Source organism: Nocardia sp. NPDC004711 (assembly GCF_053601595.1).
Map to the genome: position 1 here is coordinate 72660 of NZ_JBSGCB010000042.1, position 12082 is coordinate 84741.

Below are 12082 nucleotides of genomic sequence, written 5' to 3' on the forward strand. Positions count from 1 at the left end.
ACCCATCGGTCGAGGCAGGGATACTTTTCGGCGTGAGTGAAATCGAAAAGAGCGACATCGGCACCGACCGATCTGGACACCCCACGCCCGAGCACGCGGCATTCGCGGACGCGGCGGGGGGATATTTCACGCCGGTGGCGGTGGCCTTCACCGCTGTCCTGCTGATCTCGAACGTCTGTGTCGCCAAAGGCGTCCAATTCTTCACCGGACACCATGTGTCCTTCGGCCCCATCACCGTGCTGCCGCTCACCATGGACGGCGCATTCTTCCTCTTCCCGCTCGCCTACGTCATCGGCGACGTCCTCAGCGAGGTCTACGGGTTCCGCGCGACCCGCCGCATCGTCTACTACGGGTTCGGCGCGCTGCTGCTGATGATCGTCTGCTTCCAGATCGTCATCAAGCTGCCCACCGGAGACCTGGATCAGAACGGTTCGGCGTTCGGGGACGTGCTCGGCCACACCCCGCAGCTGGCGTTCGCCGGCATCGCGGGCTACTTCGTGGGTCAGTTCCTCAACTCCGTCACCCTGGTGCTCATCAAGGAGCGCACCAAGGAGAAGCACCTGTGGGCGCGGCTGCTGGGCTCCACCGTGGCGGGCGAATTCGGCGACACCTTCGTGTTCTGCTCCATCGCCGCCACCGCCATCGGCATCCACACCTGGGGCGACTACATCAACTACACCCTGGTGGGCTTCATCTGGAAGACCCTCGTCGAGATGATGGTGCTGCCGATCAGCTACCGCTGCATCGCCTTCCTGAAGAAGCGCGAGCCCTCGTACCGGCCGCGCGAACGGTCCGCCATCTACGAGTGAGCGTGAGCCCAAGGGCCACCGTCCGGAACACGCGGCGCGGTCGTATCGAATTCCCTTACAGCCCAGGGGCTTTGATCCGACCGCGCCAGCGACCGAGGAACTCGGTCTTGTAATCGTCGAAGTAGCCGCCGTCGATGCTCTCTCGCACCCGATCCACCAGCCGTACCGTGAAGCGCTCGTTGTGGATGGTGCACAGCGTCGACGCGAGCATCTCCTTCGCCTTGAATAGGTGATGAATGTAGGCGCGGGTGTAGTTGGCGCAGGTGTAGCAGTCGCAGGTCTCGTCGACGGGCGTGAAGTCCCGCTTGAACCGGGCCGTATTGATATTGAAGCGGCCCTCGTCGGTGTACAGCGCCGCATTGCGGGCCACGCGGGAGGGATTCACGCAGTCGAAGGTGTCCGCGCCGTTCTCCACCGCGGTGAAGATGTCCTCCGGCTCGCTGATGCCGAGCAGGTGCCGCGGCTTGCCCTCGGGCAGCTCGTCACAGCACCAGCCGACAATGGTGCCCAGATTGTGCTTCTCCAGCGCGCCGCCGATGCCGTAGCCGTCGAATCCCGTTCCGGCCGCGCCGCGCAGGTCCTCCAGATCTCGACATGCCTTGCGGCGCAGGTCCTCGTACTGCGCGCCCTGGATGACGCCGAACAGCGCCTGGTACGGCCGGTGCGAGCGGGCCGCGGTGAGCCGCTCGTGCTCGTCGAGGCAGCGCTGGGCCCACAGCCGCGTACGCTCCAGCGATTCCTCCTGGTAGCCACGGGTGTTCATGAGCGTGGTGAGCTCGTCGAAGGCCATCATGACGTCCGCGCCCAGCTGATGCTGGATGCCCATGGACACCTCGGGCGTGAAGCGGTGCCTGGAGCCGTCCAGGTGCGAGCGGAAGGTGACGCCGTCGTCGTCGACGTGTGCCAGCCGCTCCTTGCCCTTGGCGATCACATCGTCGTTCTGCACGCCGACCGACTCCATGGCCAGCACCTTCTTGAAGCCGACGCCCAGCGACATGACCTGGAAGCCGCCGGAGTCGGTGAAGGTCGGGCCGTGCCAGTTCATGAACTCGGCCACACCGCCGGCCTCGTCCACGATGTCCGCGCCGGGCTGGAGGTAGAGGTGGTAGGCGTTGGCGAGCAGGGCCTGCGAGCCGAGTTCCTTCATGGTCTCGGGCAGCACCGCCTTGACCGTGGCCTTGGTGCCGACCGGGATGAAGGCGGGGGTTGCGATGTCACCGTGCGGAGTGCTGATCACGCCGGTTCGGCCGTGCCGCCCTTCCAGGCGCGCACCGACCTTGAACGAGAACTCCGAAGCAGCAGACACCGAGCCATCTTCTCACTTCGCGAAAAGTGGCCCGGCCCGCACCGGAGGGTGCGGGCCGGGCCGGTTCGGGTCGATCAGGGCAGAGCCCGCCCGGTGCGGGCGGCAGCCGATGCGGCTTGCCGAGGGCTCAGTTCGCGGCCGCTCCGACCGCGTCCGGTTCCGGATCGTCCACATTGTTGCCCTCGCCATCGGTGAGGGCGGCGGCGAACTGCGCGTCGTAGAGCCGGTAGTACGCGCCCCGGGACCGCAGCAGCGTCCCGTGCGTCCCCTGCTCGACGATCTTGCCCTTCTCCATCACCACGATGGTGTCGGCATCGCGGATCGTCGAAAGCCGGTGCGCGATCACGAAACTCGTGCGATCCCGACGCAGCGCCGCCATGGCGTGCTGCACCAGCAGCTCGGTGCGGGTGTCGACCGAGCTGGTGGCCTCGTCCAGGATCAGGATGGACGGCTTGGCCAGGAAGGCGCGGGCAATGGTGATGAGCTGCTTCTCACCGGCGCTGACGCCGGAGCCCTCCTCGTCGATGACGGTGTCGTACCCGTGCGGCAGCGCGTGCACGAACCGATCCACGTAGGCGGCCCGGGCGGCTTCGAGGAGCTCCTCCTCGGTGGCAGCGGGATTGCCGTAGGCGATGTTCTCCCGGATGGTGCCGCCGAACAGCCAGGTGTCCTGCAGCACCATGCCCATGCGCGACCGCAGGTGGTCGCGGGTGATGCGGGTGATGTCGACGCCGTCGATGGTGATGGCGCCGGAATCCACCTCGTAGAACCGCATGAGCAGATTGACCAGCGTGGTCTTGCCCGCGCCGGTCGGGCCGACGATGGCCACCACGTGACCGGGCTCGGCCACCAGCGAGAGATCCTCGATGATCGGCGTCTCCGGCTCGTAGCGGAAGGACACGTCCTCGAACGCCACCCGGCCACGATCCACCGGCCGTGAATCCTCCGGATCCGGATCCGCCGACTGCTCCTCGGCGTCGAGGATCTCGAAGATCCGCTCCGCCGAGGCCACACCCGACTGCAGCAGGTTCATCATCGAGCCGATCTGGGTGAGCGGCTGGGTGAACCCGCGCGAGTACTGGATGAACGCCTGCACCTCACCCAGCGACAGATTGCCCGACGCCACCCGCAGACCACCGACCACGGCGATCAGCACGTAGTTCAGATTCCCGAGGAACATGATGGCGGGCATGATCAGACCGGAGATGAACTGCGACTTGAACGAGGACTGGTAGAGCTTGCCGTTGGTCTCGTCGAACTTCTCGCCGACCTCGCGCACCCGGCCGAAGGCACTGACCACCTCGTGCCCGGTGAACGCCTCCTCGACCTGAGCATTGACCTCGCCGGTGAGCTTCCACTGGTCCACGAAATGCGGCTTGGAGCGCTTGGCGATCTGCGCGGTCACGATGACCGCCAGCGGCACCGTCAGCAGCGCGATCAGGGCCAGCAGCCACGAGATCCAGAACATCATGATCAGGATGCCGATCACCGACAGCACATTGATGATCAGCTGGGACATGGTCTGCTGCAGCGTCTGCGCCACATTGTCGACGTCATTGGTGACGCGGGAGAGCACATCGCCGCGCGGCATCGAGTCGAAGTACCGCAGCGGCAGCCGGTGGATCTTCTCCTCGATCTGCGCGCGCAACCGCTTCACGGTCCGGTTGATCACGATGATCAGCAGTTGGGCTTCGAGCCAGCCGAACACCGAGGCGCCGATATAGAGCGCCAGCACCCAGGCCAGCACATGGCCGACCGCGGTGAAATCGATTCCCGTACCGGGAATCACGTTCATGCTGGCCAGCATGTCCGCGAAGGTGTTGTTGCCGTTCGCGCGCAGCCCCTCGACCAGCTGGTCCTTGCTCTGCCCGGGGGGCAGCTGCTTGCCGACCACACCGTCGAAGATGAGGTTGGTGGCCTTGCCGAGAATCTGCGGGCCCAGGGTGTTGAGCACCACCGAACCCACGGCCAGCGCGAAGACCACGACCAGATAGAACCGGTCGGGCGCGAGCATGCGCAGCAGGCGCTTCAGCGACGGGCCGAAGGACTTCGCCTTGGCATCCGGCGCACCGGGATTGACGGCTCCGGGCCTCATCGCACCTCCTCCGCGCTGAACTGCGACTCCACGATCTCGCGGTACTCGGGACAGTCGCGCAGCAATTGCTCGTGGGTGCCGATGCCGGCCATCGCGCCGTCCTCCAGCACCACGATCTGATCGGCGTCGCGGATCGTCGAGATCCGTTGCGCCACAATGACGACCGACGCGTCCGAGGTCTCCGGCCGCAGCGCCTCGCGCACCCGCATGTCGGTGGCGACGTCGAGGGCGGAGAAGCAGTCGTCGAACAGGTAGATGCGCGGCTTGCGCACCAGCGCGCGGGCAATGGCCAGCCGCTGGCGCTGACCACCGGAGACGGTCGTACCGCCCTGTGCCACCGGCGTTTCCAGGCCCTGCGGCATCTCGCGCACGAAATCGGCGGCCTGCGCGATCTCGAGCGCGTGCCAGAGCTCCGCATCGGTGGCGTCCGGCTTGCCGTAGCGCAGATTGGAGGCCACGGTGCCGGAGAACAGGTACGCCTTCTGCGGCACCAGGCCGATCTCGGAGCGCAATGTCTCCAGGGGCAGGTGCCGGACGTCGGTGCCGCCCACGTAGACCGCGCCGTCGGTGACATCGATCAGCCGCGGAATCAGGTTGATCAGCGTGGTCTTTCCGGCACCGGTCGCACCCACGATGGCGGTGGTGGTGCCCGGCCGGGTCTCGAAGCGGATGGCCCGCAGCACCGGCTTCTCGGCGCCCGGGAACTTGAACTCCGCGAAGGCCAGGTCCACCGTGCCCGGATCACCCTTGAACGGCTGCGGCAGCCGCGGTTCCGACACCGAGGACTCGGTGTCCAGCACCCCGCCGATGCGCTCGGCCGAGACGGCGGCGCGCGGGGCCATCATGGCCAGGAAGGACGCCATCATGACCGCCATCAGGATCTGCATGATGTAGGCCAGCATCGCGGTGAGCGAGCCGATCTGCATCTCCCCGTTGTCGATCGCGTGGCCGCCGAACCAGATGACGCCGACCGTGGTGACGTTCGAGATGAGCATGACGGCCGGGAACATGAGGGCCATGTACTTGCCGACATAGAGCGACTGCTCGGTCAGCTCGGTATTGGCGACCCCGAAGCGCCAGGTCTCCTGCCGCTCCCGCACGAAGGCCCGCACCACGCGAATGCCCGTGATCTGTTCGCGCAGTACCCGGTTCACCGCGTCGATGCGCTCCTGCATGCGCCGGAAGCCGGGCACCATGCGGCTGATGATGAAGGCCATCGACAGGCCCAGCGCCGGCACCGCGATCAGCAGCAGCCACGACAGCTGCAAGCTCTCGCGCAGCGCCATGAAGATGCCGCCGATGCACATGATCGGCGCCATCACCAGGATGGTGGCGCTCATCAGCACGAGCAGCTGCACCTGGCCGACGTCATTGGTATTGCGGGTGATCAGCGACGGCGCGCCGAACACGCCGACCTCCCGCGCGGAGAAGGTGCCGACCCGGTGCAGCAGCGCCGCGCGCATATCGCGGCCCGCGCCCATGGCCGCTTGCGCGCCCAGGTACACCGAGACGGCCTGAGCGGCGATCTGGATGCCCGTCACCAGCAGCATCCACCCGCCGGTGGACCAGATGTAGCCGATATCACCCTTGGTGACGCCCTTGTCGATGATGTCGGCGTTCAGCGTGGGCAGGTACAGCATGGCGATGACCGAGATCAGCTGGAGCACGACGACCCCCGCCAACTGCTTGCGGTAGGGCCAGAGGAAGGTGCGTAGAAGTCGGATCAACATGATGGTGGCAGGCTACCGCCATCCTCCGGAGCCCGCCGCGACGTTTTGCGGCACCGGCGGGCAACGGCCCGGGTCACGGCGCGGATCGGCTGCTCTCGGCAGGTTCGCTCAGATGTCGGGCTGATCCAGATCTCGCCACCCGCCCGCCGCGGGCGCGCTCGGCGATCCGCCATTGGACGCCGATCCGGCCGCGACCGGTCCGCCCGCGGGGCGGGGACGGCGGGTCCAGGCATCCGGATCGTGCAGCAGCTCGTCCAGGAAGGACGGCAGCAGATCGTGGGCGATATCGGCGACGGTGACCCGCTCCAGTACCGAGCGGATGTTCACCCGCAGCCCGATCCACACTCGCTGCAGTGGTTCGGCCGCACCCGGGTAGCTGACATCCTCCGGCCGCTGCCCGCGCACCGAGGCCAGCGGACCCTCCACCGCGCGAATCACATCCGCGATGCTGATCTCGGCGGCCGGGCGGGCCAGGCGATAACCGCCGTCGGGACCGCGGCGGCTGACCACCAGTTCGCCTTTGCGCAGATCCGCCACCACCGATTCCAGCACCTTGGGCGGAATGTCCTGGGCGGCCACGATGGCGTCGGCCTTCACCGAATCCGGTTGCGCCTTCGCGATTTCCACAAGGGTGCGCACCGCGTAATCGACCTTCGCGGTGATGTGCACGAGAACTCCTGAGACAGATCGGTGGTGAGCGAGAACCCTATCGCGCCGGATTCAGCACGCCGAGTGCGGCATTCAACAATGTCGTCTCGACGTGATCGGCATCGGCGCCGGGCACGATCTCCTGGGACATCATCGCCGTGCTGAGCACCTGCATGGCCGCGGCGGCGCGCAGCAGGGTGTCATTGTCGGCATCGGGCCCGGCCATCCAGCGGCACATGCGGTGATGCAGTTCGATCATGTCCGGATAGCGGTTGCCGAGGGCATTCACGATCGCGACGGTGTCCCGCATGCAGAGCACGCCGACCTGACGATTGGCCAGCGTCGACTGCAGACGCCGGCGGATCACCTCGCGCACGTTCTCCGGGGTGTGCGGAATGTCATCGAGACCCTCGACCTGATCACGCACTTCGTCGAACATCGGCTCGATGATCGCTACCAGAAGATCGACCTTCGAGGCGTAGTGATAGTAGAGCGAGGCTTTTGTGATTCCCACCGCATCGGCGACCTCGCGCAGGCTGCTGTGATCGAACCCCTTGGTCGAAAACAGCTGTAGAGCGGCGTCCCGGATCGCGTCCTTGGTGCTTCTAGCTGCGACAATTGTTCCGGAACCGACCTGGCCACCCATGTTCTCATCCTCTCACCCGCGCTCGGTGTGCGATCAACGCCACCTAGAGTCGAGGTTGTTCCTCCGCTTATTCGCTCGGTAGTCTACCTACCGCACGGTAGGCAGATTTTAGTTTCGTGGAGGCGGGGAGCCCGCAGAGCTCCCGGCGGCAGTGCTGTCTACGCGCTCGCACCAGCACCCTGTTTCGCCCGCACAAACCATCGCCCAGGAGAACCCCTCGTGTCCGTATACCTCTATCGGTGGGGAAAGTTCGCCTTCCGCCGGAAATGGATAGTCATCACGGCGTGGATCGCCGCGCTACTCGTCATCGGCGGACTCGGCGGGGCCCTCGCCAAGCCGTTCCAGGACTCCTTCACCATGCCGAACCTGCCTTCGGAGCGGGCCACGGAAATCCTCGACGCGCATTTCCCGGGGGCATCCAAGGAGTTCGACCCCAATGCCGTCAGCGGCACCTACGTGATCGCCGCGCCGGAGGGTCAGAAGCTGACCGATCCCGGGCCGCAGGCCGCGCTCTCGCAGTTCCTGACCAAGCTCGGTGACCTGCCCATCGTGGACAAGTCGTCGCCGCTGATGAATCCCATCGACACCACCAAGAAGATCGGTCAGCCAGCCGGCATCGACTGCCTGGGCGGCGACCGTTCCAACCCGAACTTCTCCGCGATCTGCTCCAGCGCGCCCCTGAACGTGCTGAACAAGACCAACCCGGATTCGGTGGCGACGGTCCAGGCCAAGTTCACCATCGCGAAGTTCTCCGACATCAAGCAGGCCGACCGCGACGCCGCCTACCAGGTGGGCGACGAGGCGCGCGCGGCCGGGCTGCAGGTCGAGCTCACCGGTTCGATCGCGCAGGATCCGGGCGGCTCGAACGGCTCCTCCGAGCTGATCGGCATCGCGGTGGCGCTGGTGGTCATGGTGATCGCGTTCGGCGCGATCGTGGCGGCCTTCGTGCCGATCCTCACCGCACTCGTCGGTGTCGGCACCGCCATCTCCATCATCATGTTCGGCACCCACTTCCTGACCGTGCCGACCTTCACCCCGATCCTGGCCTCCATGATCGGCCTGGCGCTGTCCATCGACTACGCCATGTTCATCGTCTCGCGCTACAAACACGAACTGGCCGTGTCGAATTCGCCGGAGGAGGCCGCGGGCACCGCGGTCGGCACCGCGGGTTCGGCCGTCATCTTCGCGGGCCTGACCGTCATCATCGCGCTGGCGGGCCTGAGCTTCGTGGGTGTCAGCTTCCTCACTTACATGGGCATCTTCGGCGCGGTCTCGGCCGCGATGGCGGTGCTGGTGGCCGTCACCCTGATGCCGGCGCTGATGGGCGCGTTCGGCCGCTTCCTGTTCAAGCCGAAGCTGCCGCTGGTCGCCAAGCACGATCCCGAGGACGAGAAGTCGGTCACCAACGGCATGCGCTTCGCCCGCCTCATCGGCAAGGCGCCCGCGCTGACGCTGGGCATTTCCATCGTGCTGCTGGGCCTGCTGGCCGCGCCCGCGGTGAACCTGCAGCTGGGTCTGCCCGGCGGCGACTCCATGCCCAAGCACACCACCGTCCGCAAGGCGTACGACCTGCAGACCGCGGGCTTCGGCGAAGGCGCCAACGGCACCCTGCTGGTGGCCGTCGACCTCAGCAAGACGCCGGAGAACCAGCGCACCGAGGCCCTCGACGCGCTGCGCTCCAAGCTGGCCTCCTACCCGGGCATGGACTACCTGACCCTGGCCCGGCCCAGCGAGGACAAGCAGGCCGCCATGTTCATGGGCGTGCCCAAGTCCGGGCCGAACAACCAGGAGACCAAGGACCTGGTCGAGAACGCCCGCAATGCCGAGTCCGAGTTCCATGACCGGTACGGCATGGAGTACGGAATCACCGGTACCACGGCCATCTACGCGGATGTCTCGCAGGCGCTGCTGAACAAGATCATTCCGTACCTGGCGATCGTGGCCGGCGCGGCATTCATCCTGCTGCTCCTGGTGTTCCGCTCCATTCTGGTGCCGCTGACCGCCGCGTTGGGCTTCCTGCTCTCCATGGCGGCCACCTTCGGCGCGACCGTGCTGATCTTCCAGGAGGGCCACTTCGGCCTGGTGGAGGCGCACCCGCTGGTGAGCTTCCTGCCGATCATGCTGATCGGCCTGGTCTTCGGTCTCGCCATGGACTACCAGGTCTTCCTGGTCACGCGCATGCGTGAGGAGTACGTGCACGGCAAGTCCGCCAAGGACGCCATGATCAGCGGCTACCACCACGGCGCCCGCGTCGTGACCTCCGCCGCCATCATCATGATCTCGGTGTTCAGCGCCTTCATGCTCGACGACAACGTGGTGGCCAAGTCCATGGGCTTCGCCATGGCGGCGGGTGTCTTCTTCGACGCCTTCATCGTCCGCATGGTCCTCATCCCGTCCCTGCTCGCCCTGCTGGGCAAGTGGGCCTGGTGGCTCCCGAAGTGGCTGGACCGCATCCTCCCCGACATCGACGTGGAAGGCGCCAAGCTCGCCGAGCTGAAGCAGTCCGCCACCCCCGTCGAGGACAAGCAGCCCGTCACGGTCGGCTGACCTCCGCACGAAATCCACTCGGCCCCCACCCGATTACCCGGGTGGGGGCCGAGTTCTTTTGTGCCACTGCTCGTTTCACCGCATGAAGCGGGTGACAGCGTTGCGGACCACGATGCCCGCGGAGGTGGCGGGCACCATGAGGGCCGACGCGGCGCGCATGCCGCGCTGCCTGGGCTCGACCAGTTTCCGGTGACGCTGTTCGTAGGCGGCGAAGGCGGTGTACGGGCGACCGGGAGTACGGGTCATTTCCTCAGCGAGGGCGTGGGCGCCCGCGATGGCGAGGGTGGAGCCGTCACCGAAGAGGGAGAGGCAGGATCCGGCTTCGCCGAGCAGGGCAACGCGGCCATCGGACCAGCGCGGCAACCGGACTCGGCTCACCGAGTCGAAATAGAGGTCGTCGGCGGCCTTCAGCTGGTCGAGCAGGTCGCCGAAGATACCGATCGGCCCGGAGAAGGTGTCGGCGATGAGCCGCTTGTGTCCGTCGAGATCACGGCGGCCCGGGATCGCGGCATGGCGGAACATGAAGGCCGCCACCGCCCTTCCCTTCGAAGGGTGCACGGTGATGGCCTGTCCCGGGCGATTGAACATGACGACCTCGCGCTCGTCGCCGAAGGCCCGCTCCACCGGCAGGGTCGCCACGTACATGCCCAGATGGCGGAGGAACTCGGCCTCCGCGCCGAAGACGAGCCGACGAACATTCGAGTGCAGGCCATCGGCCCCGATCAGGTAGTCATAACGCCCACCCGCGCCGTTCTCGAAGACGACATCCACGCCGTCCGTGTCCTGCGTGATCCCGGAAATCGAATCGGCCCAGCGGATTTCGGCATGGTCGCGAGCCGCGTCGAGGAGAATGGCGGCCAGATCTGCGCGGGCGAGCTCGATCTCGCGGTCACCCGCACCACCCTGAAAAGCGCTGAGCCGCAACCTCGATCGCTCCCGCCCCGCCGCGTCGACGAAGCTCATTCGCTCCACCCGCGACGCGGCCGCCCGCAGCCGCGGCATCACCCCCATACCCTCGGTCACATCGACAGCCGGTCCTTTCACGTCGATCGGGTTGCCGCTGGACCGCTGCGCCCCCGCCCGCTCCACCACGGTCACGTCGAAGCCGTTGCGCCCCAGCCAGTACGCCAGGGTCGATCCCGCAATGCCCGCCCCGGAGATCAGCACTGTCCTGCTCATCGTCATCACCCTCGATTCAAGTGGACGATTTTCGTCCACTTTCAAGAAGGTACGCTAACCGGAAGATTTTCGTCCAGTTTTATCGGAGGTGAGGACAACGGCCGAGCTCAGAGCCGATGCCCGTAGCAATCGCGACCAGATCCTGACCGCGGCCCAACAGGTCTTCCGCGAACAGGGCGTCAGCGTCTCCATGAAGGACATCGCCGACGCCGCCGGTGTGGGCGTGGGCACCCTCTACCGCCGTTTCCCCGACCGCGGCGCCCTCATCACCGCCGCCGCCCACTCCTACCTCTCGGCCCTCGCCGACCTGGCCGCCACCGCCGACCGCGAATCCCCCACCGCCTGGCAAGCCCTCACCCGCATCCTCCGCGAATGCGCCGAACTCCGCCTGGGCGCCCTGGCCGCCGCCGTCGAACCCACCCTCCACTCCGACATCAAATCCGACCCCGCCCTCACCGAAGTCCGCGCCACCATCACGGACCGCATCGCGGACCTGACCGCGAGGGCCCACACCGAAGGCGCCCTCCGCCCCGACGTCACCCCCGAAGACATCGCCCGCCTGATGACCCTGCAGATCTACGCCGCCCCCACCGAGCCCTACCCCACCGCGATCAACCGCGTCCTCGACCTACTCCTCGACGGCCTTCGCCCCTGAAAGAGAAAGCCCCGAACCGGTTTCCAGGTGCGGGCGTTTCTGCCGGATCCCGAGCGATCGGGATCAGCAGCGACTCACGCGGAAAGCCCCGCGCTGCAAAGAATCCTGGGCGGCCGACACCAACCGAGTTTGGTCGTTCGAATAGCGGGTGATCGCGCGCATGGAGGACATGGAACGCGCATGGAGGACATGGAAAGAGCCCCTCACCTGTCGGAACAGGTGAGGGGCTCCTCAGCGGTGGCGGAGGGATTTGAACCCTCGGAGGGGGGTTACCCCTCACACGCTTTCGAGGCGTGCTCCTTAGGCCGCTCGGACACGCCACCGCTGGTGACTTTACCTGAGCACCCGCCGGATTCTGAAATCGCCTGGAGAGAGGGCTAGGTTGTGTCTCGAAGTGAGTGATGGGGTGGCACCGCGCAGCGGTGCCCCCCCCACCGCAGGTTTGTTGTAATTTTGTGGTGTCGGTG

General features: G+C 66.5%; 8 protein-coding genes, 1 tRNA gene and 1 pseudogene. 3 read left to right on the forward strand and 7 right to left on the reverse strand.

What is annotated here, in order from left to right; genetic code table 11:
• Positions 1-41: 41 nt before the first annotated feature.
• Positions 42-809: a queuosine precursor transporter gene (locus ACWEKS_RS34460; RefSeq protein WP_452343993.1), complete on the forward strand. Its 768-nt coding sequence runs from the start codon at positions 42-44 to the stop codon at positions 807-809.
• A gap of 55 nt (positions 810-864) precedes the next feature.
• Here the strand turns inward: ACWEKS_RS34460 and tgt are convergent, their stop codons facing one another.
• The 5 genes and pseudogenes from tgt to ACWEKS_RS34485 form a co-directional block, all read right to left on the reverse strand.
• Positions 865-2115 (reverse strand): tRNA guanosine(34) transglycosylase Tgt, encoded by a 1251-nt coding sequence (tgt, locus tag ACWEKS_RS34465; RefSeq protein WP_452343984.1) that lies wholly within the window; start codon positions 2113-2115, stop codon positions 865-867.
• 127 nt (positions 2116-2242) lie between these two features.
• Positions 2243-4210, reverse strand: a complete 1968-nt coding sequence (locus ACWEKS_RS34470; RefSeq protein ID WP_452343985.1) for an ABC transporter ATP-binding protein — start codon at positions 4208-4210, stop codon at positions 2243-2245.
• Complete coding sequence (locus ACWEKS_RS34475) at positions 4207-5940, reverse strand: ABC transporter ATP-binding protein (RefSeq protein ID WP_452343986.1); 1734 nt, start codon at positions 5938-5940, stop codon at positions 4207-4209. Before ACWEKS_RS34475 ends, ACWEKS_RS34470 begins: the two co-directional genes overlap by 4 nt.
• A 207-nt stretch (positions 5941-6147) precedes the next feature.
• Positions 6148-6609 (reverse strand): annotated as a pseudogene (locus ACWEKS_RS34480) (RrF2 family transcriptional regulator); the annotation flags it as partial.
• A gap of 37 nt (positions 6610-6646) precedes the next feature.
• A complete protein-coding gene (locus ACWEKS_RS34485) occupies positions 6647-7234 on the reverse strand; it encodes a TetR/AcrR family transcriptional regulator (protein ID WP_452343987.1) in 588 nt (195 codons plus the stop codon).
• A gap of 219 nt (positions 7235-7453) precedes the next feature.
• Here ACWEKS_RS34485 and ACWEKS_RS34490 point away from each other — a divergent pair, with 219 nt between their 5' ends.
• Positions 7454-9781 (forward strand): MMPL family transporter, encoded by a 2328-nt coding sequence (locus tag ACWEKS_RS34490; RefSeq protein ID WP_452343988.1) that lies wholly within the window; start codon positions 7454-7456, stop codon positions 9779-9781.
• Positions 9782-9856: 75 nt separating this feature from the next.
• On the opposite strand, the gene ACWEKS_RS34495 is transcribed toward ACWEKS_RS34490, so the two are convergent.
• Positions 9857-10960, reverse strand: a complete 1104-nt coding sequence (locus ACWEKS_RS34495; RefSeq protein WP_452343989.1) for an FAD-dependent monooxygenase — start codon at positions 10958-10960, stop codon at positions 9857-9859.
• A gap of 88 nt (positions 10961-11048) precedes the next feature.
• Between ACWEKS_RS34495 and ACWEKS_RS34500 the strand changes: the two genes are divergently transcribed.
• Positions 11049-11615 carry a TetR/AcrR family transcriptional regulator gene (locus ACWEKS_RS34500; protein ID WP_452343990.1) on the forward strand — a complete coding sequence of 189 codons (567 nt, stop codon included), beginning with the start codon at positions 11049-11051 and terminating at the stop codon, positions 11613-11615.
• 235 nt (positions 11616-11850) lie between these two features.
• Here the strand turns inward: ACWEKS_RS34500 and ACWEKS_RS34505 are convergent.
• A tRNA-Ser gene (locus tag ACWEKS_RS34505) sits at positions 11851-11938 on the reverse strand.
• Positions 11939-12082 lie beyond the last annotated feature (144 nt).